This window comes from Streptococcus toyakuensis (assembly GCF_024346585.1).
Classification (GTDB): domain Bacteria; phylum Bacillota; class Bacilli; order Lactobacillales; family Streptococcaceae; genus Streptococcus; species Streptococcus toyakuensis.
Window position 1 is genome coordinate 1,287,853 of the sequence record NZ_AP024523.1, and the last position, 24,939, is coordinate 1,312,791.

Sequence of the window (24,939 nt, forward strand, 5' to 3'; positions counted from 1 at the left end):
AAAGCACTCCAGAAGTTAGAGATAATGTACTGACCCCAAAAGTTAGACAGAAAAATCTTACTTTTGGGGTGCAGTTTAAGATTCAGTATTTTTGGTTTCTAGTTCTATCCCCTTAATAATTATTAAATCTGAAAAACATAGTACATTATGTAAAACCTTTTTCAATTTTTTATTTTACTACAAATTAATATTATTTTTTCTAATGATAATTGATCCACTAATCTTCCTTTATAAATATTGCAGTGCTTTTCTTAATTAGCTTTTTTTCATAACTCTTTATAAGAATAACCAATAAACTACTTAGTAATCCCAAAATAACTAGACTTAATCTCGGGTTTAAAAGCCAATTAAAATAAGCAGCCAGTATCCCTCCAAAAGGAGCAAAAATGGTAGCTATTACAAAAGAACTAGAAAGTATCTTTCCAATATTATACACAGTACTTTCTTGCTGCTGTATTGTTGTGATCGAAACAGAAGCTATTGTAATTAATCCGCTCAAAATTGAATAACAAATTCCAAAAAATATCCAATTTTCTACTATTCCGCTTGCCATAATGACAAGTGGGATAGTTGCCATTGATATATTCATTAAGATAAAGGTATTCTTCTTATTCAAAAAAGTAGAAAGAAGGGTTACTGCTATCAAACTACCAAATCCAGCAATGGAGTAAACAATCCCAACAAGACTATTTGATAATTTTAATTGATCCTGTAAATAATAAATAATCGTTGCATTGAAGCCTAGCATAGCGATATTCACAACAATAGTAAAGAGTAAAGAAATCCTCAACTTAATATTTGTAAAGTTCTCTTTAAAACCTACAAAAATTTCTTTTATATCATCATTACCATTCTCCTTGTGTTCTTGATCTGGAATATATGAAATTAGTATTGAAAGAAATAACAATAAGAAAGAAGCACTATTTATAAAAAAAATACTATTAATATTAAACTTTAACATTAATACCCCTGCTAGAGCTGGAGAAATTAATTTTGAAATAGTTCGTACACCTTGAAATTGAGAATTATATTTTTGTAATTCTTCCTTCTCAAATAAAGCAGGAGTAATGACTGAGAATCCTGTTTGAAAAAGTGTCGAAAATAAAGGTAGCAAAAATGCAATAACATAGTAAAAAAATATAGAAACTGAATATTTAGATAATATTGGTATTACACTACATAATAATGCAGGTATTAATGTAGACCATAATAGTATTTTTTTCTTATTGAAATTATCTAATAAGTAACCCATAACGAATCCCAACAAGAATTGAGGTAACAATTCAATAATCACCATTCCTCCCATTGCAAAAGACGAATGAAATTCTTGGTAAATTAAGATTGGAAAAGCAATTTTCTGAAATCTATCTCCAACATTTGATATAAACTCACCAAAAGTAATTGTATAAAACGTTTTCTTATTAATATCCAAAATGTCCCTTCTTTCTAGTTAAACCACGATGAATATCACTTTTTATGAAATCGGTAAGACTTATTCCAAACCTCTTTGCAAGAGTTGGTACCGCACTATTTTCACTTAAACCATACATAGTTACTAACTCAATGAAATATACATCCTCGCCAGATACTCTAAAATCAAGATAACAAGTACCATCTATTTCATAATAATCCAAAATAAAGGTAATATTCAACCTCCGACTATAATGATAATATCCACAATCAATAACAATATTCATGTAAATTTTAAAAGTTTTTTTCATACTGAACCTCCCTTTATTTTTTATTTATTGTATAATAAATAAAAAACCTTTGAAATTTTGTTGGGAAAATGGGAAATATGAAATCAAAACTTGGTATAACACTCAGAAAAATTCGAAAAGGAAAGAAAATAAGTTTATCTTCAATTGCTGATAGTAATTTATCTAAATCTCAAATCTCTAGATTTGAACGTGGAGAATCAGAAATCTCTTGTATTCGACTAATCAATATTTTAGATAAATTGCATATAACTTTGGATGAATTTATTATTCTTCATGAAAATAATTCTACTAAAACTGGATCATTCGCTAACTTGGTGCAATATATTCGAAAACACTACTCCATAAAAAATTTTGATATTATTATTAAATTACTATCAAACTCTTCAAGTTATAACTTGGGTCCTTATGAAAAGACAATGGTAAAATCGATTCTCTATACAACAAATAAAAATTTTCTCCCCTCGGACGAGGAGTTATTACAGCTAACAGACTATCTTTTTAAAGTTGAAAACTGGGGTTACTATGAAATTATACTATTAGGTAACTGTGTAAGAACAATTAAATATAACTCCTACTTCCTATTAACTATAGAAATGTTAAAAAATTATATCTATTCAACATTAAATAAGACAAATAAACGGCTTGTTACACAATTGGCAATCAATTGCCTAATTGTTAGTATTGATAAAGAAGAATTTCAAAATTGTAGTTTTCTAATCAAAGAAATTAAAAAATTACTAAATAATGAATTAAACTATTATGAACAAACCGTCTTCTTATATACATGTGGATACTTTGAATTTAAGTGCAATCCTGCGAACGGAATCGAAAAGATGAAACAAGCACTTCAGGTATTTGAAATTCTAGGAGAACATAATATAAAAGCACAGTACCAAGAGCACTATGACAAATATATTAATCAATAGCAAATCTTTAACCACCATAGGATTAGTTCTTGTTATTCCAATAGTATTTCTGTACTAAATTTTTTATCAAAATCCTTATCATTAAGTACTTTTAAAAACATTTCTAAATTTTTTATTATGCTCTTATACTCATAAAGATAATGATCTAGCTCCTCTTGAAACACTCTTATTTCTTCGCTTACTTGTTCTACTGTAATTGATTCTGGCAAATTTAATTTTGAAAAGTCATATCTTGCAAGCTTTCGACTGCTCACATACTCACTCTTCAAATTGATAAGCACTTCCGCCATCTTATTTAAGTTGGCGATTTTTTCATTAATTTGATTGAGTTTTATATCTATCTCTGCTATTTCTTTTACTAACTCGTCTTTAATGTCTTGGTATTTCTTATCTGCTTCAGTTAATTCAATGAAGAGGTTAATCTCAGTAATCTTTTCCTGTAGACTCTTAACTGTAGGTCTTCTGTATGGTATTACTCGACTATCATTGGTTAGCTGTCTTATCAATGTTCGTCCTTTGACATACTGATTCTTATCCGAATGTTCTTTGTTATATACAAAGTATGAAGTTGTCTCACGTATAAAGATTTTATATTTTGTTTGATTCTCTTCTTCCAGAATATCTAATTGATAATTGGGAATCATGACCACCCGTCAAACGGGTGGTTTGTCCCAGGGCTATAAGCCCAAACTACCAGCCAGCGCCTAAAGACGCTGGCTTTCACGTTGTTCAAGCCTTATTGCTCTTGACTCGTCACTTGCCTCTCAAAGAGGCTTTAGTATTACTTACCACTATCCCTAAAGGGATCCTTCTTATTCAAAAAAGTAGAAAGAAAGGTTACTGCTATCAAACTTCCAAATCCAGCAATTGAGTAAACAATCCCAACAAGACTATTTGATAATTTCAATTACGTCCATTTTTTTCTCTCATTAATTGGACATAGCCCTTTGTTTCTATTTTTGAATTTAAAAACGAGAACTCTCCGCACATTTTATCATAAAAATTATTATAATCTTCTTTTGAAAAATCTCCTAGAATCTCTATTTCAAGATAAAATCCAAGACCATCAATCTTATCTAGATTAATCGTTTTATTTTCTAATTCATCATGATAAGTCTTTCTATGTTTACTTATTGTGAAAATATTTGAAAAACCATCTTGCAAGATATTCCTTACAAATTCTAATTTTTCAGATTCTAACTCTATTTCACTTTCACTCCACATTCCTTGTTTTATCGTATCTTTTCTTGTGAAAACACATGCTTTATTATCAGCTTCTTGACGAATTCTGTAGATAAAGCTACATACCTCATCATTTTCAAATTCTCTTCCTTTTATTTTAAAATATTCATCAACTTGCTTATTTTCACTCTTAAATTTATAAGATTTTTCTAAATATGAAATAGCATTATTATAATCTTTCTCATCGTTGAGTTCAAATCTAACTTCTAATTCATTCATTAATTTTACCTCTCAATTCTTCAAAGGCTGAAGTCCCTTTACATTCACTCAGTCTATAGTAAGTTTCTGTAGATGTTTTATGGACAAAAGCCTAATATTTTCTTGCACTCATTTTAGCACTTCAATATAATACTGTCAAGAATTTTTATAATATTTTTTATTTATTTTCATTAAATACATATTTGTATCTTTTGGACTGAAAAAACGATGCTTATGAACATCGTCTTTACTATTCTGTTAGATCTGCAATGTAATGCTCAATTTTTAGAGCCATTGACATATTGCCCTCAAGCTTATATAGGAAATAAGCCGTTTCAAAGTAATCTTTTACTGCAACTTTAGAAGAAAAATTCTTACTGACATTTCCCATCAATACATACAAATCAGCCAAAAGATATGTTGTTCTATACATCTTACATTGCTTTATCGTATCTGTGATTTTAGTAATAGCCTCTTCAGTATTATTCTGCAACCATAGATAGCGACAAACATTATAATTAAATTTAATAGAAAGGTTTAATTCTTCGATTGTGTTTAACTTGAGTTGATTTACTTGACACTCTAACTTTTCTCGAATTTTATTAAAACTCTCTAAAACTTCAATATCATAATAAAAATTAAATAGAGTATTTGCAACTTGAAGGTAGATCAGGTCAGTTACATTTAACTGAGACAGTACCTTCTCCAATCTTGCCACAGCCTCTTCTTTTTGCCCATAGAAATAAAAATCTATAAGAGATTTTATCCACTCCATATAAAACTTATCTACTAGAGACAAGCGATGTACCTTTACACTCTCTAGTTCATATATATATTTCAAAGACTCATAATTTCGATTTGTGATAAAAGTCTGGGCTAACTTCTTAAACTCTAGTAGCTCATCAATCTCCTCTCCAATCTGCTCATTATAAAAATAATCTATACTAACTTTTAACTTCTTAGACAGAGCATATAAAAAGTCGGCTCCTGGAGTAAATTCTCCATTCTCTAATCGACTAATCTGTCCCTGTTTACATATCCCCTCAGCCAATTCTCGCTGAGACATTTTTAATTCTTTTCGTCTATTTTTTAATCTTGTTGCTAATAGTGTGCCCACATTTGCATTTTCCTTTTCTATTCGATTTCAATTTCAATTGTAACATGATTAAATTTTAAATACAAATTAATAAACCAAAAGATACAAATTATATATAAGCAATGACTAGATAGGTTATTTTTGAAAACCTATCCCTTCTTCTTTTGAGATTTTCTTACTCAAACGATTGATAAAACTATTAACGTTAAATGTACTAGATGTTAGACTATCACGTTTAGATTTTGCTATTGATAGATTTAACAGACCAGAAATAGTCTTTTACAACATATCAAATTCAGGAGAATAATAACGATTTTCCCCATTTTTTTACACTCTCTAGTTCATAACAATCAATTCATCTTGTCACATACCTTAGCCAGAAAAATCTACACCAAATCTTTTCGAAAGCTGTTTAAAGCTTTGTACTTGCTTTCTGAGTTCATAGTTCTGAACCTTTATCTCATTTGTCCAATTCCATAATAAAAATAAGGACATTCTAATAATGGAAGTCTTTATTTTTAAACTAATAGATATCAAAGTTACTTTGCTGATCCACTTTATTAGGCTCTATAATCATTGACCAAAATATAATTTTTGGTCATGATTTGGTCAAAAAGACAAAAAATACTAAATTATTTTTAAAAATGAACTTGTGATAATTGCCTTCAAATAAACATTTTGAATTTTCTTTGTCTTTCTTTACATTTCTAAAAATGCCCCCTGCCGGAATCGAACCAGCAACTACTCCTTAGGAGGGAGTTGTTATATCCATTGAACTAAGGGAGCTAGATAAAAACTCTGCTGAATGAGCAGAGTTTTTTAGTCGAATTAACGACGGATTTCTTTGATACGAGCTGCTTTACCTTGAAGAGCACGCAAGTAGTACAATTTCGCACGACGTACTTTACCGTAACGAACAACTTCGATCTTTTCAACACGTGGAGTGTGGATTGGGAAGATACGCTCAACACCTACACCGTTAGAGATTTTACGAACTGTGTAGTTTTCTGAGATGCCAGCACCTTTACGTGCGATAACAACACCTTCAAAAATCTGGATACGTTCACGGTTACCTTCGACAACTTTCGCGTGTACACGAACAGTGTCACCAGGACGGAATGATGGGATATCTGTACGAAGTTGACCTTCAGTCAAGCTTTGGATTAATGGATTCATTTTATTCTCCTATCTTTGTCAATCTTGAGGAATCTTCCTCAGCGGATAAACTGTATTTTTGTGCGTCCATTACACACAAGATACAGTTTACCAAATTTCCACAAAAAAGTAAAGAAATTTATAGCAGAATTCCTAAAAAAATCGCAACTAAACCACCTAAATAGGTCAAAGTCAGGTAAGAATAAAAGACCTTCTTATCACTCAACAGTCTTTGGAGTTCGTCATTCAAGGTCGAAAAAGTCGTCAAACCTCCACAAAATCCTGTTGCTAGAATAGCATAGACTTCCTTAGACTCCACATGATTGTAGAATAATCCAATCAAAAAACAACCCAAAAGATTGGCTACGAGCGTTCCAACTGGCAATTTAGAAGCTTGATTATAGAGGGAAAAGAAATACCGTACTAGGGCTCCGCAGCCACAAGCAATTGCAAGATAAATGATTACCATTTTTTCCTCCCTAGACAGTAAGCCAAAAGCAAACCTCCACCGATGCTCAAAAGCAAATACAGGACCAAACTAAGATAACGCCCTGTATCAAGCAGTTTCACAGCATCAAGCATTAGACTAGAAAAGGTTGTTAAACCTCCACAAAAACCTGTACCCAGTGCTAAAACCAAGCCCTTACTAGTCCCCTTATAGACCAGATAGCCCTTGACAAGATAGACCAAGCAGAAAATGCCCAAATAGTTGACAAAGAGAGTTCCCCAAGGAAAGTCTGGACTGGCTGGTAACCAGATGGAAACTAGATAGCGGACAAGTCCGCCCACCATGGCAGCTAAAAAAATTCCTAGCGGATAAAATTGTTCTTTTTTCATTTGATGTTTTGATCCTGATAATCACGCGAACGTTTGAGTATGTCAGAAAAAGTCGCGACGATAGTCTCCTGATATCGCTTGTCCTCTACACGACTTCTAACTTTTTCAAAAATAACTGCCTCTCTCTTGGTATCTAAAATCGGCTTACCTGATGCTTTCTTATAAGCAACTACACCCTCAACCAAATGCATTCGTTCTTCTAATAGTTTGACAATTTGGTCGTCGATTTGATCAATTTCTTGACGAATAATATCTAAATCCATACATTCTCCTCCTTTATTTGAATTATTGTATCAAAAAGCCAGCAAATAGGCTAGTAAAATCCCAACTCACGATAAGAAAAATGCACTGATTGATTGCATCAGCGCACTTTTATGCTTATCCTACTTTAGCAGCCAATTCTTCTGCGAATTGTTCCAAGCGTTCAATATCTTCTTCTTCGGCAGAAAGATCAACTTTAACACACTCTGAACCTTTTTCTGCTCCTGTTGACACAAAAACACGGTCAAAGTCATCAACAGCCTTACAGAATTCATCGTAGAAGGTATCACCTGAGCCGACAACTCCGTAGATTTTGCCATTCAAGTTGAGGTCTGCTAGGTCTTCGTAGAAGTCCATCATCTCATCTGGCAATTCTCCATCACCATAAGTATAGGTCGCAACGATAGCGATGTCTGCTTCCAAGAAGTCTGAAGCGTCAACAGTTGTACATTCATCAACATCAACATCCAAGCCCAAGTCACGTAATTTGTCTGCTACAATATCTGCAATTTCTTCGGTATTACCGGTCATACTGGCAAATACAATTTTTGCTAATGCCATATCGTCCTCCTCAATTTATCTTTCTCCATTATAACACATCTTTTTCATTTTAAAAATAAAAATTCTTGTGCTACAATGAAATGAGAAAGAATTGAGGTTATTTATGGACATTTGCCATCAAATTTTAGAAAAAATCAAAGAATACGACACGATTATCATTCACCGTCATATGAAACCAGACCCTGATGCCTTGGGAAGTCAGGTGGGATTGAAAGCCTTGCTGGAACATCATTTTCCAGAAAAAACCATCAAAGTCGTTGGTTTTAATGAACCAACTCTCACTTGGATGGCTGAAATGGATCTTGTTGAAGATAGCGCCTACCAAGGCGCTCTTGTCATCGTCTGTGATACAGCCAACACTGCTCGTATTGACGATAAGCGCTATAGTCTAGGTGATTTTCTCATTAAGATTGACCACCATCCAAATGATGATGTATATGGTGACCTATCTTGGGTGGATACTAATTCTAGCAGTGCTAGCGAGATGATTACCCTATTTGCCCAAACAACCCAACTGGCCTTGTCAGATCGTGCTGCGGAGTTGCTCTTTGCAGGAATTGTTGGTGATACAGGTCGTTTCCTCTACCCTTCTACCACTGCACGAACCCTCCGCATAGCTGCCTCTCTGAGAGAACAGAACTTTGACTTTGCGGCTCTCACTCGCAAAATGGACACTATGAGTTACAAAATTGCTAAACTTCAAGGCTACATCTACGACCATCTGGAAGTGGATGAAAACGGTGCAGCTCGCGTTATCCTGAGTCAGGAAATCTTGAAACAATTCAATGTTACCGATGCGGAAACTGCAGCCATTGTCGGTGTACCTGGGCGCATTGAAAGTGTTAGTCTTTGGGGAATTTTTGTAGAGCAGGCTGATGGCCACTACCGTGTCCGCTTACGCAGTAAAATCCATCCTATCAATGAAATTGCCAAGGAGCATGATGGTGGAGGCCACCCTCTAGCAAGCGGTGCTAATTCCTATAGCCTTGAGGAAAATGAAATCATCTACCAAAAGTTAAAAAACTTGCTTAAAAACTGATAAAATACTTGCCAAACTTTTCAGAATCTGATAGACTAGTATGGTAACAATCTATGGCTCGCAAAGAGACCATGGCAGAAAGGAAATATTGAAAAATGAAAAAAGATATCCATCCAGAATATCGCCCAGTTGTCTTCATGGACACAACTACTGGTTACCAATTCCTTAGCGGTTCAACAAAACGCTCTAACGAAACAGTTGAGTTCGAAGGCGAAACTTACCCATTGATCCGTGTGGAAATTTCATCAGACTCACACCCATTCTACACTGGACGTCAAAAGTTCACTCAAGCAGATGGACGCGTGGATCGTTTCAACAAAAAATACGGTCTCAAATAATGATAAAAAGAACAGTTTCGGCTGTTCTTTTTTGTTTCTTGAAATCAACTGCTGTTTTCATGTTCCAAACTCATACTCTTCGAAAATCAAATTCATTCGTAATCTAAAGCGTTTACGTTGATTTCGATAGGTTGTTGAAAACATTTTAAACGTTTTTACTTTGGCAAAAATATTCTCAACCTTGATTCTCTCTTTAGATAGCATATGATTATAGGATTTATCTTCAAGAGTTAGTGGCTTAAGTTTGCTTGATTTCCTCGGAGTTTGCGCTTGTGAATACATCTTCATGAGTCCTTGATAACCACTGTCAGCAAAGATTTTACCAGCTTGTCCGATATTTCTGCGACTCATTTTGAACAATTTCATATCGTAGCAATCATTACAGACAAAGGGAGCTTTATCGAGTAGAGGGCAAGGAAGATTGTTAGAAGTAGAGTCTCTAATTTGTTTATTTCGTTTGACTTCTTTAGAAACAGTAGTCGGGTCTTTTAGAATAAGTTGCCCGATAGCTTTGAAGGTTTCACCGCGCTCTAAACCTAATTGGATATCATTACGGTCTGAAAGGGTAAGGTGTTTATGTTTTGTCATAGTGGACCTCATTTCTAACTCAAATGTCTCATACTTAATTCCACCATAAAAATCCGTTTTAGACTAATTTCCACTTCGGCTAGCCAAGTGGAAGTTACTTTGAGAAGTTACCCCAAGCACAATTCTTAGATTCTCCCAGAAAAAGATTAGACTTTTGACATCAAAATTGATAAAATAGGAAAGAAAATAAGATAAAAGGAAACTGTAAATCACCATGATGAACATGCAAAAATTGAACATACTGTTTTTAATTTTTGTAAACATCAAAAAGGTTGGTTTAAAAGGATTTTAAGTCCTTAAAATTTTTTATCCAACACTACTATTCACGCATCCAAGACAAAATCTTGGCAAAAAATACAGTAGCAAAGAGTACACCAAACTACCACTCATTATGGGCGGTAGTTTTCTTTTCGTCTAAAATAGAGATAAAAAGATAGGTGGTAGCCTTATGCGTTACGGTTATGTTCGTGTATCTACAAGAGAACAAAATATCGATAGACAATTTTCAGCCTTGGTAGAAAACAAATTACCAAAAGAAAATATTTTTATTGATTATGTTTCAGGAAAGGATTTTGACAGAATAGAATATCAAAAATTATTAACTACCTTGAAGGAGAATGATGAATTAGTTATTAAATCAATTGATAGATTGGGAAGAAACTATGATGAAATTTTAGAACAGTGGCAATCAATTACTAAGAAAAAGAAAGTAAATATAACTGTTTTAGATTTCCCCTTATTAAACACAAAGAATAGCACTGATAATATCACAGGAAAGCTAATCTCCGATATCGTTTTGCAAGTTCTGTCTTATGTGGCACAGTTTGAAAGAGAACAAATCAAACAAAGACAAATGGAAGGAATACGGGAAGCAAAGAAAAAAGGGAAAAAATTCGGCAGACCAAAATTGATTGTCCCGAATAATCTCCCTGATGTGATAGCTAAATATAAGAAAAAAGAAATAACCTTACGTGAAGGTGCAGATATCTTAGGAGTATCAAAAAGTACTTTTCATAATTGGATAAAAAATTCATAGTTCCTGTCAAAAAACCTAGGATTTTTTGGACAGGAAATACACTTTATTTTAGCACCAATTTCGCTAGAAAAAAGGTTATAAAATCCCGTATTTTGACCGATTATTATTACACTACCATTCTATCAAGTTTGTCCAAAAAAGTCTAAGTTTTAGGACAAACTGATTACTTTACAACAAATAAAAATAGGGAGTATTAAATGAATGCACAAACAAACTAAAAAATTTACACTTGCAACTATATCCAGTCTAACACTCTTCGGAAGTAGCTTTATTATAATTAATCATGCTTCCACTAGTGAACACGCTCTTACAGACAGTGTTTCAAGTGAATCAGTCAACAATTCAACTACGGCGATCCATACACCTGAAAACTTTCAAAGTGAAAAACAAATAGAAGCAACAATTACAAAGGTTAAAATTCATCATTTTGGATTTAATTTTGAAGGTGTACTCTCAGAGCCACTACCTCACGGAGGAGATAATGCAGCTAGAGGAAATGTTACTCTAATTGATAAGGCTAGTGGAAAGATTGTGTACCAACATAATAATGATGTCATTTTTAGTGGCCTTACTAAAGATGTCAGTGATCAATTTTTAGAACCTTTATTTTATAGCAATCAATTTAAAGGTGATGTTTTCGATATCAGACAGTTTCCTGCTGGAATTTATATCTTGGAGATGTCTGGAGAGGCTGGTTCGCCTTACGGTGACTTAACTGATACAAGAAAACGTGTCTTTAAAGTTAGAAAAGAGGTGACTATCGGAAATCCTTCAACAAATTCAAATACGAATACAACAACTCAATCAGGTTCGAATTCTAATATCTCAGGTAGTTGGGTACAATCTGGTTCTCGTTGGTGGTATAAACACGCCGACGGTTCCTATACAACTAATGACTGGGAAAAAATCAATGGTGTTTGGTATCGTTTTGATAACTCTGGTTGGATGCAAACAGGCTGGGTAAAAGATGGTAGCTGGTACTATCTCGACGGATCAGGTGCAATGAAGACTGGCTGGCTAAAAGATAACGGTAACTGGTACTATCTTCAAAACTCAGGTGCAATGAAAACTGGTTGGATGAAGGTATCTGGTAAATGGTACTATGCTTATAGCTCTGGTGCACTAGCAATCAATACAACGACCCCTGATGGCTATCGTGTCAATTACAACGGTGAGTGGGTTTAACATACAATAGAAATAGATTAAGGAGACAATTAAATGAACAAAGTTATAAAAATTGAAGACGAAACAGTTTATGTTGGAAAAGGTGATAATGGTCAATTTACTGCAATTTCAAGAAAAAGTTTTGGTTTTGAACCACGAGTAGGTGATTATGTAGAATTTTATCAAAACGGTGACGAGTATATTGTTTCAAAAATAGATAACAGTTCTCCAGTTAACTCTACTCAACATTCAAATGGAGTGAGCGATAAATCTAAACTGGCTGCAGCCTTATTTGCACTATTTTTAGGAGAACTTGGGGGCTACGATTTTTACATTGGAAATGCTAAACAAGGATACAAGCGTATCGGCATAACTCTGTTAGCAATCATTCCTATTTTATTGCCATTTGTTTTACTGGCAAATGCTATTTGGAATATTATGATTACTATTCAAGTTTTAACGTCCAAAACTGGTAGCAAATGGCATCAAGATGCCCAAGGTTTAGAATTGCAAGATTAAATACATGAAAAAATTATTTCTATTCAGTATCAGTATTTTAGCTATCTCTATTTTAACGGCTTGCCAACATCAGAGTGAAAACACTCCCTCAGCAAGTTCTGAAGCGACTGCTTCCAGTACTAGTTCAACTACTTCCACATCGGAAGAGAAGAAAAATGATTACACCCTATATAATCCTGTCCTTAAAGAATATGCCAAAGTATTAGATGGTTCATCAGCTTCACCTAAAGAGCTCAATTCAAAAGCAAACTTAAAAAATACTTATCCTAAAGAATACTCTGGACTACAATACAGCTTGTATGATTTAGACCAAAATGGTACGGACGAACTTTTGGTTGCCCTTAAAACGGATTCTAACTATTACGATTTATTAGATATTCGAACTCTAAAAAATGGGGAAGTTATTCGACTGACCAATGCAGAAAATAATCTGGATTTTATTGGAGAGCGAGTACATTTTAATCCTTTAGAAAATGGCTATTTCCAATTATCTACCCGTGTATCTACTAATCAAATCCAAGTTAAACTATACAAGTTAAATCAGGATGGAACACGGTTAGAGTTAATTAGCGAATCAGATACAGAAGAGGGACTGGGGACAAAACCACCTTCCCTTGATATAAGATCTTTCTCTTGGAAGTCTGTCACAAGTCTCATAAATGGAGAAACTAGCCTTCCGTCAGAAAGCAAAGGGATGGATATTTCTGCAATTCAAAATGGGGATTTTTCTAGTGTCTCAGGAACTTGGAGGAATCGTTCAGGTATTGAATTTACTTTCGACAAAAATGGTTTAGTAAGTGATAAGTCTAAAATTTCAATTGAACATGCTAAAGAAATTGACCACTATCTTAAGGCAAATTCTGTTTCTAAAGATGGAGGTGCTGGTACAGCTATTGCCTTTTTACCAGCTGGAGTTTCTTTAACTATGTCTGTCACCTCTTCTACAGATAATGGCTATACCGACTCATCTGATATCACACAAGACCGCTTATGGTTTGGACACCAACTTATCAATGGTAGTACTGAGGGATTTTTCTATAAGGTAGAATAGTCTTGGTAGACTCTTAAACTAGTTCATAAAATATCTATTAACTTTTCATAAATACATATAGGATAAATATTCTTATTTTCTTAGAATATTTATCCTATATTTTTATTATCTTTACATCCCTATCAATACTTGATGAATTCACTCTGAAAAAGATTAGACTTTTAACATCAAAATTGATAAAATAAAAAGGAAAATAAGATAAAAGGAAACTATAAATCACCATGATGAATATGCAAAACATGATGCGCCAAGCACAAAAACTTCAAAAACAAATGGAACAAAGCCAAGCTGAACTTGCTGCTATGCAATTTGTTGGCAAATCTGCTCAAGACCTTGTTCAAGCGACCTTGACTGGAGATAAGAAAGTTATCAGCATTGACTTTAATCCAGCTGTTGTTGATCCAGAAGATCTTGAAACTCTTTCAGATATGACCGTTCAAGCCATCAACTCTGCTCTTGAACAAATCGATGAAACTACCAAGAAAAAACTGGGTGCTTTCGCTGGGAAATTACCATTCTAATTAAAAAAACAAGCATTCAAGAGAATACTTACCTATCGTGGGAGGAACAACTGTTCCTCTTTTTTGTTACTAAAAATTGAAGAATTCCATCGCCTGTTTAAACAGTAAATCCGTGTACTCTGGGTCTTCTTGGGCAATGGTAACTTGCTCTTGAACCATTTCCAAATCATCTGTTATCATGCCATCAGCTCCTAGCTGAACAGATTTATCAAAGGACTCTGAACTATTGATGGTCCACACGTACAATTTCTGATCCGTATTCCAAAGCTTGTTGACAAAATTTTCATCCAAGGTTGAATACTCCATAGTGTAACCTGTGGCTTTGGTTCTTGGAAAAATACTATTGTAAGGCAAAATGAAATAGACTGGAATTTGTGAATCGTAGGCCAACACCTGATCAATCACATGGTAGTCTAAGGACTGCATTTGGTGACCATTCTGCTTAATGATGGCTCCATATTTGTCCATAAAGCGTTTCATCATATCTGGACTATCTTTTCGACTTGTTTTAATTTCAATAAGAAGTTTTTGATGCAATTCATTGGCTTTGTTGAGATAAGCATCAAAACTAGACACCTTACTCTGATAGCCATTTTCAGAAATATTAAGTTTGGTTAATTCCTCCAAAGTTAAATCCTGAGGATTGGCATTAACTCCTGTCAAATGCTTGATATTAGCATCATGCATCATGACAAACTGGCCATCTTTTGTTTCCTGAACATCCGTCTCAACAAAGTCTGGTTCTAGTTGGGCTGTCTTTTCTAGCGATTGGACAGTATTTTGGACACCATTCTTATTAGATACTCCTCTGTGAGAAATAACTAAAGGTTTATGTGCAACTGGAGCTTCCAAATAAACATAACCCTCAAGAGCGAAAAAGATACCAGCACAGCCCATCACTCCCCATCTCATCCAGTGGTCTTTCTTTCTCCTTGGTGTGATTTCTAATTCTTCTCCTGTCAAGAATGAAACAAATTTAATGAGAAAGTAAGTCAAGGCCATATAGTGGAAATTCTTAATCAAGACAAAGTTGATAATTCCCAGCACAAGAGATTCCTTATGGGTCAAACCATCCATTAGTGCCTGACTTGCCAAGATTGGAATCAATAAAAGAATGAAAAATAGGTATGTTTTGACGATAATCCAAAGCAAGTTCCAAATATAAAACCAAGAGTGCTTTCTTGTCTTCTCTAGACTGTATCTGACTGCTTCTTTGACTGTTTTCTTCTCAAATAAAAGCTGAGGTAGAGCAAACATGAAACGCACTGAAATGTAAAATAGAAGTAAAGCCAAAATAGTAACCACTATACCTACTAGCCAATACTTGTCTTCCACATAATCAACGATAAAGTCTGGAATGACAATTTTATTTAGGTAGTAAATCTTTAAAATCTTTCGAATCAATGGAAAGAGCATCATGACATAAAAGAAGATAAAGGCTATCTTGGAAAGCGTCACTTGCTTCATAAACAAGAAACTTTGATGAAAGACCTTGCGACTGTACTCTAGCAAGGTTCTCTTTTCATGACATAATAAATGACGAGCACCAATAAAGAGAAGTCCTATCTGGTAATAGGCAATCAGTAAATTAACGATTACCAGAACAAATAAAGCAAGACTAACAAAGGGAGAACCCTTTATAATGGCAAAAATATTGTTGTAGGATAGAAAGAGATAACCTGTCTGACGGAGCAAAAGTCCAGCAATCCAAGAATTTGACGGTAACCATACAAACTCAATCATCATGAAAGTCAAGAAGAAAAGAAAGAGTATTTTATCTAGATTAAAGTATATCTGCTTAAAACCTAGATTTTTAGGTTTTTCAGGTTTCATAGGCACTCCTAGTCAAATAATTGAGACAAGTCCAAGCCTCCAAAAGGATTATTCGAGAGGCTACTTTCTGCCCCTAACAATTCTCTAGCTTGATCCGACTCTAGAAAGGACTCGTAAACACGCGCTGTCATACGAGCATCCTCCAAGCTATTATGGGACTGACCTTGAAATCCAAGAAACGAGGCAACGGTTTGCAATTTGAGATTGGCAATACCATGTAAATCCGAACTCCGACGTTCAAAGGCTTCATCATACAGATCCACCTTGTACTGCAGGCTGTAGTCTAAACCATGATCCGCTAAAATAGGCAAATCACTTTTAGCAGCATTGTATCCAACCATGGGTAAAGAACCCACAAACTCTTGGAAATCTTTTATGACTTCCTCCACTGGAGGAGCATCTTTTAAGGTCTCGGCTGTAATCCCAGTCAAACCATTGATAAAACTTTTTAGAGGCACACTGGTATGAACATAGGAATCATAGGCATCGATTTCCCGACCATCTCTAAAACGCACTGCCGATACTTGGATCAAGTGTGTTTGTCCTTCGTGCTGATTAAATTCTAAATCGAAAGCAATGTAATCTTCTAATCGTTCCATTTTCTACCTCTCCTATACTGTTATTTTACTTGAGCAACTATACTATTTAGAAACAAAAGAAGCCATCAGGTTAGCATTTGACCTAAACAGCTCCTTGATTATCCTCCAAATAAACGAGCAAAAAAGCCTTTCTTAGTTGATTGGACTTCTTCTTTTGCTTGGTCCAGCTCTAGCTTAAGATTTTCTTGATCCTTCATTGCTTGAAGAGTCAATTGTTGCTGCTGATCGAGTTGTTTGTCTTTCTCAGCAATCTGACGGTCTTTGATACGCATCTGCTCGTCTTTTTCTGATAACTGACGATCCTTGGCTTTTAATTGTTCATAGAGACGAAGAATTTCTGCATTCTTCTCATCAACCAGAATCTCCATCAGTTCACGTTGCTTGACATCTTCACTGACAGGCTCATCTTCAAAAATCGTTTTTTTATAGATTTCTTCTAGCTTAATCAAGCCACTTCTGGTAACGACTGTTACCCCTTTGTCATTTTTATCTGTATCTTCTTCTGGTAATTCTTTGACACGGTTATTGATTGCTTGGCGAGATAATCCTAAGACCTCTGCAATCTCACTGACGGTCATTTCAATACTCATAATATCCTCTGAAACGTTTTCTAGCTTTTCTTTACTTAAATCTTATCATAAGCTAGAAAAACTGTCAAATTTTCGCTTAATCTAAGGCCTTCAAAAAAGCTAATAAGACTTGGGCAGAGCGACGTCCAGCTTCGATAATAAACTCATCAAAAGAGATGTTTGCTTCATGGTTGGCATTATCACTCATAGCTCGGATGACTAAGACTGGAAGATTAAGGGCATGCGCTGCCTGAGCAATAGCCGCCCCCTCCATCTCAACAGCCAAAACATCTGGAAAATGGGACTTAATCGCTTCTATCTTATCATTTCCTGCGACAAAACTATCTCCTGTAGCAATCAATCCAAGATGCCAGTTCTGGTCCAATTGAGATAGACTCTCTTGAATTTTAGCAACAAAGGTTTTATCTGATTCAAAATAAAGCGGTTGTTGTGCCATTTGTCCATAAGCATAGCCAAATGCTGTGACATCCACATCATGATAGGCTAATTTGTCAGCAATCACAACATCCCCAACAGCAATACCTTCTGCTACTGCCCCAGCTGATCCCGTATTAATCACAGCATCCACTTGAAAATGATCAGCTAAAATAGCTACACTCATAGCAGACATCACCTTACCAATTCCACTTTCTACAAGAACGACTTCATGAGAAGCAATGGTTCCTGTGTGATAGGTATTGCCTAAAACAATTTGCTCCTGGGCATTGTCCAAATGCTGGACCAGATACGCCAGTTCTTCTGGCATAGCCGCAATAATTCCTATTTTCATTTCAATTCCTTTTCTATTACAAAAGTTTCATTGCTAAGACAAGCAAAATTAAGAGAAAGATGACTGCAAATAAAATCTTATTCAACTTAGAATTGAAGACATTTCTCTTGGTATTTTCAATGCGACGGCTTTTATGAATAGACGGTTCGACCTGAATCTTCAAGGTTTCCTGGCTAAAACCATGATCCTTAGGATTGGCATAACCAAAATGGGAAGAAGAGGTTGGTAAAATTTTTGTCTCCTCATCATCTAGCAAAGGAGGACCTGAAATCTTTTCGCCTCTATTAGCTCTTTCAATCATTTCATCCGTTAATAAAGGTTTACCCATACTGACCTCCTCTATTTTTTCTGCAATTCCCAATACTGAACAGCCATAATTGTCTTAGCATCACAGATATGACCTGATTGGATCAATTCCTTGGCTTCCTCTAAGCTCACTTCAAGTACCTCCAAGGTCTCATCCTCATCCTGCGGACGCGGATTTTCTACCTTTGTCAAATCGCTTGCTAGGTATAGTTTTAACTTTTCATTACAAAAGCCAATGGCTGAGTAAAAATCGTACAAGAGTTCTAATTTCCCTGTATAGGCTGTTTCTTCCTCCAGTTCACGAAGGGCTGCTGCCACAGGGTCTGTATTCTCTCCTACTTCCAACTTTCCTGCTGGAATTTCGTAAGAGACAGCCTCGATAGCTTTGCGGTACTGCTTGACCAAGATAAGTTTTTGTTCATCCGTTACTGCCAAAACGCAGACAGCTCCATTGTGGAAAATCAAATCGCGTTGGGCAGTTCCCTTGCCTTCTGGTAATTCAACCTGATCTTGAACCAGTTTAAAAATTGGTCCTTGATAGATTTCTTTTCGGCTAAGCGTTTTTTCTTCAAATTCCATGATAGGCTCCTACTGATTCTTAGGATGATGAGGAAGGCGAGTTGCATATTCATCTTTATTGACCTGACGACCACGACCAATCGCAATCGCATCTGCTGGAACATCTTTAGTAATAGTTGAACCAGCACCAACGAGGGAATTGTCACCAAGTTCTACTGGTGCAATAATGGTTGAATTTGAACCAACAAAGACATTGTTACCGATGACTGTCTTGTATTTGTTTTTACCATCATAGTTAACTGTAATAGTTCCTGCACCAAAATTAACCTTGCTACCCACTTCACAGTTGCCGATATAAGTCAAATGTCCAGCCTTGGTATTCTCTCCAATAGAAGAGCCTTTAACTTCAACAAAGTTTCCAATATGGACTTGGGAAGCTAGACTTGAACCTGGACGAATGTGGGCGTAAGGTCCGACAGTCACACCATCTGCAACACTGCTTTCCTCAATCATAGAGTTGGTAATAACAGCTCCTGCTCCGATAGTGCTATCCACTACATAAGTACCGTTTGTCAAAACAGTCTCAGCACCAATTTTCGTTTGCCCCTTCAAGGTAACATTGGCTTCGATTTGAACTTCAGGCGCAATCTCAACATCAATATCGATATAAGTTGCTTCTGGATTGACAAAGCTAACTCCATTGACCATATGCTGATGATTGATGCGACGACGCATAACCGACTCAGCAGTCGCAAGAGCCACACGGTCATTTACCCCAAGACTTTCATCAAAATCTTTCAAAGTATAAGCGCCAACTTTTTCACCAGCTTCACGGAAAATGCCAATGACATCTGTAATATAGTATTCTCCTTGAGCATTATTGGTATTGATATTTTTCAAAGCCTCAAATAAACGCTCGTTATCAAAAACGTAAGTTCCAGTGTTGATTTCCTTGATTTGTTTTTCAAAATCTGTAGCATCCTTCTGCTCAACAATGCGAAGAACTTCAGCATTGTCATTACGCACAATTCGTCCATAGCCAAAAGGATTATCTGTTTCAGCAGTCAAGATAGTAGCCACATTTTTATGATTGATGTGGAAATCAATCAAGTTTTTCAAGCTTTCACCTGTGATTAAAGGAGTATCTCCAGCAATGACCAAAGTGTGACCTGACAAATCTTCTAAGATTGGCTCCGTCATCATAACTGCATGGCCAGTACCCAACTGTTCAGATTGAGTCACAAATTCTGTCTGTCCAGCCAAGACCTCTTCAACCAATTCTGCCTTGTGTCCTACAACTGTGACTGTCTTTTCAGGTTGGATAGCTCCCACACTACGGAAAACATGTTCCAACATAGAAATACCCGCAACCTTGTGCAAAACTTTTGGCAAATCAGATTTCATGCGAGTCCCTTTACCCGCTGCTAAAATAATGGCATAATTTGACATAATCTTCTCTTTTCTCTAGAAATTCCCTTTTATTATACCATATTTCAAATCATTCCACGCCCTTGAATGAAAAAATGCTCCCAAGTCCTTTCCTTAACCCATTTTTTGAGTATTTTTTTTGATTTTTAGGGTAAAATTATGAGATATGAGAAAACAAATTCATCCACTTATTTTATTTGGTTTTTTTGGGATTATGATGTTCATTTTAATCATCAATCGCCCACTTAATGACAACCAATCTTTTAAAACAAAATCCAACATAGCGCAGATTGAAGCACAGGCTTTGAAACACTTAGACAAACCGATTATTGACCTCTCTGGCTGGCAGCGTCCTGAGGAAATCAACTACGATGCCCTCTCACAAAATATTTCAGGCGCTATTGTTCGTGTTCACAGTGGTGCTCAAACGACAAAAGAAAATGATGCTTCCTTTATCAATGGAATAGACAAGGCCTATAAGAGTCATATCACTGAACTTCAAAAGCGGAATGTCCCCGTTGGGGTCTACGCTTATGTAGCTGGAAAAAGTGTCCAAGAAATGGAAAAAGTCGCTGAAGTTTTCTACAATGCTGCCTCTCCTTACAGCCCTAGTTACTATTGGCTAGACGTAGAAGACAAAACCATGTCCAATATGAACGAGGGTGTTGAAGCCTTTCGAGCAAAACTAGCATCACTAGGTGCTAAAAACATCGGCATCTACGTTGGGGTCTACTTCATGGAAGAACATAGTATTGATACAGGCAAGTTTACCTCTGTTTGGATTCCGTCCTACGGCTCTAACTCAGGATTTTTGGAGAGCAGTCCTAAAACTGACTTAGATTATGATATTCACCAATACACATCTAAAGGAAAAATTGCCGGCTTTGACCACGATTTGGATATCAACGTCATCTCTCCCTTAAAAAACAAAGAAGAAACCTTTAGAAAACTCTTTTTAAAACCTTAAAAGCATTTGTTTATCATTTGCTTTTTCTTTTTGTGTTTGATTGTGATACAATATAGTAAGGATTTTTTGAAATAGAAATAGTTGGAGGAACTATATGCTCTCATGGTTAGCACGTATTATTAAAGGGATTGTGATTGCTCTTGGATTTATTCTACCGGGAATTTCCGGAGGGGTTCTAGCAGCAATCTTAGGCATTTACGAACGAATGATTGGCTTTCTGGCTCATCCTTTTAAAGACTTTAAAGAAAATGTTTTATACTTTATTCCAGTTGCCATCGGTATGCTTCTGGGAATTGGCCTATTTTCTTATCCGATTGAATACCTGCTTGAAAATTATCAGGTCTTTGTCTTATGGAGCTTTGCGGGGGCTATCATTGGTACTGTTCCTAGCCTACTCAAGGAATCAACTCGAGAATCTGACCGAGACAAGATTGATTTAGCTTGGTTCTGGATAACCTTTATCATTTCTGGTTTAGGACTCTATGCCTTAAATTTTGTCGTTGGAACCTTAAGTGCTAGCTTTCTTAATTTCGTCCTAGCAGGTGCACTGCTGGCTCTTGGCGTATTGGTTCCTGGCCTCAGTCCATCAAATCTACTTTTGATTTTGGGCCTCTATGCTCCTATGTTGACTGGTTTTAAAACCTTTGACCTCTTGGGAACCTTCTTTCCGATTGGAATTGGGGCAGGTGCAACTCTCATCGTTTTTTCAAAATTGATGGATTATGCCTTAAATAACCACCACTCACGAGTCTATCATTTCATCATCGGTATCGTCCTATCAAGCACCCTTTTGATCTTGATTCCAAATGTAGGAAACGCTGAGAGTATCCAATACACAGGACTTTCACTTGTCGGGTATGTCATCATCGCCTTCTTCTTTGCGTTGGGAATTTGGCTTGGTATTTGGATGAGCCAATTGGAGGATAAGTATAAATAATGGCAAAAAAAGTTAAAATCAAAAAAACATTGGTAGAACAAATCCTGTCTAAAGCAGGTATCCCACATCAGGGGATTCAAATCAATGCCCTAGAAGGAGAGCTTCCTCAAGGTTATGAACGAGATCAGATTTTCAAAACCTTGGCTCTTTTGGGAGATAAAACAGGACCGATTATCGGAATTGTGCCCATCACTCAACACTTGTCTGAAAAGAAATTAGCCAAAATTTCTGGCAATAAAAAAGTGAGCATGATTCCACAAAAGGACTTGGAAAAAACAACTGGTTACATTCATGGAGCCAATAATCCTGTCGGAATTCGTCAGAAACACAATTACCCCATTTTTATCGATAAGATCGCTCTAGACTTGGATCAAATGATTGTCTCTGCTGGAGAAGTTGGTCACAGCATTATCGTCGCACCACAAGACTTGGCTAGCTTTGTAAAAGCTGACTTTGCAGATATCTTGGAGGACAGTAAGTAATGAAACTCTACTTTGTCCGCCACGGTCGTACAGTCTGGAACCAAGAAGGACGCTTTCAAGGTGCTAGCGGAGATTCTCCCCTTCTTCCTGAATCTATTGACACCCTAAAACAACTAGGGCAGTATCTCAAGGATGTTCCTTTCGATCAGATTTATTCAAGTGATTTACCTCGAGCGGTCAAATCTGCTGAGATTATCCAAAGTCAACTCAAGACACCCTGTCCTTTAGAAAGTGTTTCTAATCTCCGTGAATGGCAGCTGGGGAAGTTAGAAGGTTTGAAAATTGCAACCTTGGAATCTATTTACCCGCAACAAATCAAAGCTTTCCGATCTAACCTTGCTCAATTTGACACTCAAATGTTTGGAGCAGAGTCCCTCTATAGCACCACGCAACGGACCATCCAATTTATCAAATCATTAAAAGATAGTCCAGCTGAGCGTATTCTAATTGTCGGACACGGCGCCAATCTTACTGCCAGTCTTCGTACTCTTCTAGGTTATAAAGAACCACTTCTTCGTAAAGATGGAGGTCTAGCAAATGCCAGCCTGACCATTCTAGAAACCCATGATTTTGAAACATTTACTCTCAATACTTGGAATGATACTTCCTATCAATAACAGAACTTGATTGTAGCGTCAAGTTCTTTTTAGTTTTGAAAGATTATTCGTGAATTTCTTGGTTATTTATGATAAAATGGGAGTATCGCAAAAAATGACTCATCGTATTCAATTTTGAGTAAAACTAGGAGGATCCCATGTCAACAGAACATATGGAAGAACTAAATGACCAGCAGATCGTTCGCCGTGAAAAAATGGCTGCGCTCCGTGAACAAGGAATCGATCCTTTCGGAAAACGTTTTGAACGTACTGCAAATTCACAAGAATTAAAAGATAAATATGCCGACCTCGATAAAGAACAATTACACGATAAAAACGAAACAGCTACTATCGCAGGACGCTTGGTAACCAAACGTGGTAAAGGTAAAGTAGGATTTGCCCACCTTCAAGACCGCGAAGGTCAAATCCAGATCTACGTTCGTAAGGATGCTGTCGGTGAAGAAAACTACGAAATCTTCAAAAAAGCAGACCTTGGTGACTTCCTTGGTGTCGAAGGTGAAGTCATGCGTACAGATATGGGAGAACTCTCTATCAAAGCAACTCACATCACACACTTATCCAAGGCTCTCCGTCCTCTACCAGAGAAATTCCACGGTTTGACAGACGTTGAAACAATTTACCGTAAACGTTACCTTGACTTGATTTCTAACCGGGAAAGCTTTGAGCGCTTTGTCACTCGTTCAAAAATCATTTCTGAAATCCGTCGTTACCTTGACCAAAAAGGTTTCCTTGAAGTGGAAACACCTGTTCTTCATAATGAAGCTGGTGGTGCTGCTGCCCGTCCATTTATCACCCACCACAATGCCCAAAACATTGACATGGTGCTTCGTATCGCGACTGAGCTTCACTTGAAACGCCTTATCGTTGGTGGTATGGAACGTGTCTATGAAATTGGTCGTATTTTCCGTAACGAAGGAATGGATGCTACTCATAACCCTGAGTTCACTTCTATCGAAGTTTACCAAGCTTATGCTGACTTCCAAGATATCATGGACTTGACGGAGGGCATTATCCAACACGCTGCTAAAGCTGTTAAAGGCGATGGCCCAGTTAACTATCAAGGTACTGAAATCAAAATCAATGAACCATTTAAACGTGTTCACATGGTGGATGCTATCAAAGAAATTACTGGTGTCGATTTCTGGCAAGACATGACTTTGGAAGAAGCTAAAGCTATCGCTGCTGAGAAGAAAGTTCCAGTTGAGAAACACTACACTGAGGTTGGTCACATCATCAATGCCTTCTTTGAAGAGTTTGTTGAAGAAACTTTAATCCAACCAACCTTTGTCTATGGACATCCAGTAGCTGTATCTCCACTCGCTAAGAAGAATCCTGAAGACCAACGCTTTACTGACCGTTTTGAACTCTTCATCATGACTAAGGAGTACGGTAATGCCTTTACTGAGTTGAACGATCCAATCGACCAGCTTAGTCGCTTTGAAGCCCAAGCTAAAGCCAAAGAACTTGGTGACGATGAAGCGACAGGTATCGACTACGACTACATCGAAGCCCTTGAATACGGTATGCCTCCAACAGGTGGTTTGGGAATCGGTATCGACCGTCTCTGCATGCTCCTCACCGACACAACTACTATACGTGATGTATTGCTCTTCCCAACAATGAAATAAGCTCTTATCCT

General features: G+C 36.3%; 30 protein-coding genes, 1 tRNA gene and 1 pseudogene. 13 read left to right on the forward strand and 19 right to left on the reverse strand.

Annotation, left to right across the window (positions count from 1 at the left end):
* Positions 1 to 217: 217 nt before the first annotated feature.
* Together STYK_RS06645 and STYK_RS06650 are read right to left on the reverse strand one after the other, a co-directional pair.
* The gene (locus STYK_RS06645) at positions 218 to 1,432 is read right to left on the reverse strand and encodes an MFS transporter (RefSeq protein ID WP_261804744.1); all 1,215 of its coding nucleotides are present in this window, start codon (positions 1,430 to 1,432) and stop codon (positions 218 to 220) included.
* A complete protein-coding gene (locus STYK_RS06650) occupies positions 1,422 to 1,721 on the reverse strand; it encodes a hypothetical protein (RefSeq protein WP_261804745.1) in 300 nt (99 codons plus the stop codon). The genes STYK_RS06645 and STYK_RS06650 overlap by 11 nt, the downstream gene beginning before the upstream one ends.
* Before the next feature lie 77 nt (positions 1,722 to 1,798).
* Between STYK_RS06650 and STYK_RS06655 the strand changes: the two genes are divergently transcribed.
* On the forward strand, positions 1,799 to 2,647 hold the full coding sequence (locus STYK_RS06655) for a helix-turn-helix domain-containing protein (RefSeq protein WP_261804746.1): 849 nt from the start codon (positions 1,799 to 1,801) through the stop codon (positions 2,645 to 2,647).
* Between the two features lie 32 nt (positions 2,648 to 2,679).
* Here the strand turns inward: STYK_RS06655 and STYK_RS06660 are convergent.
* The 9 genes and pseudogenes from STYK_RS06660 to STYK_RS06700 all read right to left on the reverse strand — a co-directional run.
* Positions 2,680 to 3,297 (reverse strand): annotated as a pseudogene (locus STYK_RS06660) (helical hairpin domain-containing protein); the annotation flags it as partial.
* A 253-nt stretch (positions 3,298 to 3,550) separates the two neighbouring features.
* Positions 3,551 to 4,108 (reverse strand): CYTH domain-containing protein, encoded by a 558-nt coding sequence (locus STYK_RS06665; RefSeq protein ID WP_261804747.1) that lies wholly within the window; start codon positions 4,106 to 4,108, stop codon positions 3,551 to 3,553.
* A 229-nt stretch (positions 4,109 to 4,337) separates the two neighbouring features.
* A complete protein-coding gene (locus STYK_RS06670; RefSeq protein WP_125393585.1) occupies positions 4,338 to 5,204 on the reverse strand; it encodes a helix-turn-helix domain-containing protein in 867 nt (288 codons plus the stop codon).
* A 693-nt stretch (positions 5,205 to 5,897) separates the two neighbouring features.
* A tRNA-Arg gene (locus STYK_RS06675) sits at positions 5,898 to 5,969 on the reverse strand.
* A gap of 42 nt (positions 5,970 to 6,011) precedes the next feature.
* Positions 6,012 to 6,359, reverse strand: coding sequence for a 50S ribosomal protein L19 (rplS, locus tag STYK_RS06680; protein WP_001068669.1), 348 nt, complete (start codon positions 6,357 to 6,359; stop codon positions 6,012 to 6,014).
* 118 nt (positions 6,360 to 6,477) lie between these two features.
* Complete coding sequence (crcB, locus tag STYK_RS06685; RefSeq protein ID WP_261220752.1) at positions 6,478 to 6,807, reverse strand: fluoride efflux transporter CrcB; 330 nt, start codon at positions 6,805 to 6,807, stop codon at positions 6,478 to 6,480.
* Positions 6,801 to 7,175 (reverse strand): fluoride efflux transporter CrcB, encoded by a 375-nt coding sequence (gene crcB, locus STYK_RS06690; RefSeq protein ID WP_261220755.1) that lies wholly within the window; start codon positions 7,173 to 7,175, stop codon positions 6,801 to 6,803. Before crcB (STYK_RS06690) ends, crcB (STYK_RS06685) begins: the two co-directional genes overlap by 7 nt.
* Complete coding sequence (locus STYK_RS06695; protein WP_000362435.1) at positions 7,172 to 7,438, reverse strand: chorismate mutase; 267 nt, start codon at positions 7,436 to 7,438, stop codon at positions 7,172 to 7,174. Before STYK_RS06695 ends, crcB (STYK_RS06690) begins: the two co-directional genes overlap by 4 nt.
* Before the next feature lie 115 nt (positions 7,439 to 7,553).
* Entirely contained in the window at positions 7,554 to 7,997 is a 444-nt protein-coding gene (locus STYK_RS06700; RefSeq protein WP_001162128.1) for a flavodoxin, read from the reverse strand.
* Between the two features lie 103 nt (positions 7,998 to 8,100).
* Here STYK_RS06700 and STYK_RS06705 point away from each other — a divergent pair, with 103 nt between their 5' ends.
* Together STYK_RS06705 and STYK_RS06710 are read left to right on the forward strand one after the other, a co-directional pair.
* On the forward strand, positions 8,101 to 9,036 hold the full coding sequence (locus STYK_RS06705; RefSeq protein ID WP_261065263.1) for a DHH family phosphoesterase: 936 nt from the start codon (positions 8,101 to 8,103) through the stop codon (positions 9,034 to 9,036).
* A 95-nt stretch (positions 9,037 to 9,131) separates the two neighbouring features.
* Entirely contained in the window at positions 9,132 to 9,374 is a 243-nt protein-coding gene (locus STYK_RS06710) for a type B 50S ribosomal protein L31 (protein WP_000710764.1), read from the forward strand.
* Between the two features lie 57 nt (positions 9,375 to 9,431).
* On the opposite strand, the gene STYK_RS10310 is transcribed toward STYK_RS06710, so the two are convergent.
* Complete coding sequence (locus STYK_RS10310) at positions 9,432 to 9,962, reverse strand: helix-turn-helix domain-containing protein (protein WP_420012818.1); 531 nt, start codon at positions 9,960 to 9,962, stop codon at positions 9,432 to 9,434.
* Positions 9,963 to 10,410: 448 nt separating this feature from the next.
* Here STYK_RS10310 and STYK_RS06725 point away from each other — a divergent pair, with 448 nt between their 5' ends.
* From STYK_RS06725 to STYK_RS06745, 5 genes are all read left to right on the forward strand, one after another.
* A complete protein-coding gene (locus tag STYK_RS06725) occupies positions 10,411 to 10,998 on the forward strand; it encodes a recombinase family protein (RefSeq protein ID WP_261065267.1) in 588 nt (195 codons plus the stop codon).
* A gap of 201 nt (positions 10,999 to 11,199) precedes the next feature.
* Entirely contained in the window at positions 11,200 to 12,183 is a 984-nt protein-coding gene (locus tag STYK_RS06730) for an N-acetylmuramoyl-L-alanine amidase family protein (protein ID WP_261065268.1), read from the forward strand.
* Positions 12,184 to 12,216: 33 nt separating this feature from the next.
* A complete protein-coding gene (locus STYK_RS06735; protein WP_261056890.1) occupies positions 12,217 to 12,681 on the forward strand; it encodes a hypothetical protein in 465 nt (154 codons plus the stop codon).
* Between the two features lie 4 nt (positions 12,682 to 12,685).
* Positions 12,686 to 13,732 carry a DUF6287 domain-containing protein gene (locus STYK_RS06740; protein WP_261065270.1) on the forward strand — a complete coding sequence of 349 codons (1,047 nt, stop codon included), beginning with the start codon at positions 12,686 to 12,688 and terminating at the stop codon, positions 13,730 to 13,732.
* A 221-nt stretch (positions 13,733 to 13,953) separates the two neighbouring features.
* On the forward strand, positions 13,954 to 14,253 hold the full coding sequence (locus tag STYK_RS06745) for a YbaB/EbfC family nucleoid-associated protein (RefSeq protein ID WP_042900806.1): 300 nt from the start codon (positions 13,954 to 13,956) through the stop codon (positions 14,251 to 14,253).
* 69 nt (positions 14,254 to 14,322) lie between these two features.
* Here the strand turns inward: STYK_RS06745 and STYK_RS06750 are convergent, their stop codons facing one another.
* The 7 genes from STYK_RS06750 to glmU all read right to left on the reverse strand — a co-directional run bounded on the left by STYK_RS06750 (position 14,323) and on the right by glmU (position 20,318).
* A complete protein-coding gene (locus STYK_RS06750) occupies positions 14,323 to 16,086 on the reverse strand; it encodes a glycerophosphodiester phosphodiesterase (protein WP_261065271.1) in 1,764 nt (587 codons plus the stop codon).
* Between the two features lie 8 nt (positions 16,087 to 16,094).
* A complete protein-coding gene (locus STYK_RS06755) occupies positions 16,095 to 16,685 on the reverse strand; it encodes a 3'-5' exonuclease (protein ID WP_261065272.1) in 591 nt (196 codons plus the stop codon).
* A gap of 98 nt (positions 16,686 to 16,783) precedes the next feature.
* Positions 16,784 to 17,275, reverse strand: coding sequence for a chromosome segregation protein RocS (gene rocS, locus STYK_RS06760; RefSeq protein ID WP_000021242.1), 492 nt, complete (start codon positions 17,273 to 17,275; stop codon positions 16,784 to 16,786).
* A 76-nt stretch (positions 17,276 to 17,351) separates the two neighbouring features.
* Positions 17,352 to 18,044, reverse strand: a complete 693-nt coding sequence (locus STYK_RS06765) for a 5'-methylthioadenosine/adenosylhomocysteine nucleosidase (RefSeq protein ID WP_049544051.1) — start codon at positions 18,042 to 18,044, stop codon at positions 17,352 to 17,354.
* A gap of 16 nt (positions 18,045 to 18,060) precedes the next feature.
* Positions 18,061 to 18,372, reverse strand: coding sequence for a cell wall synthase accessory phosphoprotein MacP (gene macP, locus STYK_RS06770; RefSeq protein ID WP_049544049.1), 312 nt, complete (start codon positions 18,370 to 18,372; stop codon positions 18,061 to 18,063).
* 11 nt (positions 18,373 to 18,383) lie between these two features.
* Positions 18,384 to 18,929, reverse strand: a complete 546-nt coding sequence (locus tag STYK_RS06775; protein ID WP_033688949.1) for an NUDIX hydrolase — start codon at positions 18,927 to 18,929, stop codon at positions 18,384 to 18,386.
* A 9-nt stretch (positions 18,930 to 18,938) separates the two neighbouring features.
* The gene (glmU, locus tag STYK_RS06780) at positions 18,939 to 20,318 is read right to left on the reverse strand and encodes a bifunctional UDP-N-acetylglucosamine diphosphorylase/glucosamine-1-phosphate N-acetyltransferase GlmU (RefSeq protein ID WP_261804748.1); all 1,380 of its coding nucleotides are present in this window, start codon (positions 20,316 to 20,318) and stop codon (positions 18,939 to 18,941) included.
* A 145-nt stretch (positions 20,319 to 20,463) separates the two neighbouring features.
* Between glmU and STYK_RS06785 the strand changes: the two genes are divergently transcribed.
* The 5 genes from STYK_RS06785 (at position 20,464) to lysS (ending at position 24,928) form a co-directional block, all read left to right on the forward strand.
* A complete protein-coding gene (locus STYK_RS06785; protein WP_261804749.1) occupies positions 20,464 to 21,264 on the forward strand; it encodes a glycoside hydrolase family 25 protein in 801 nt (266 codons plus the stop codon).
* A 94-nt stretch (positions 21,265 to 21,358) separates the two neighbouring features.
* Positions 21,359 to 22,201, forward strand: coding sequence for a DUF368 domain-containing protein (locus tag STYK_RS06790; RefSeq protein ID WP_112443626.1), 843 nt, complete (start codon positions 21,359 to 21,361; stop codon positions 22,199 to 22,201).
* Positions 22,201 to 22,683, forward strand: coding sequence for an aminoacyl-tRNA deacylase (locus STYK_RS06795; protein ID WP_050278930.1), 483 nt, complete (start codon positions 22,201 to 22,203; stop codon positions 22,681 to 22,683). The genes STYK_RS06790 and STYK_RS06795 overlap by 1 nt, the downstream gene beginning before the upstream one ends.
* Complete coding sequence (locus STYK_RS06800) at positions 22,683 to 23,300, forward strand: histidine phosphatase family protein (RefSeq protein ID WP_261804750.1); 618 nt, start codon at positions 22,683 to 22,685, stop codon at positions 23,298 to 23,300. The genes STYK_RS06795 and STYK_RS06800 overlap by 1 nt, the downstream gene beginning before the upstream one ends.
* Before the next feature lie 137 nt (positions 23,301 to 23,437).
* Positions 23,438 to 24,928: a lysine--tRNA ligase gene (gene lysS, locus STYK_RS06805; RefSeq protein ID WP_000102448.1), complete on the forward strand. Its 1,491-nt coding sequence runs from the start codon at positions 23,438 to 23,440 to the stop codon at positions 24,926 to 24,928.
* Positions 24,929 to 24,939 lie beyond the last annotated feature (11 nt).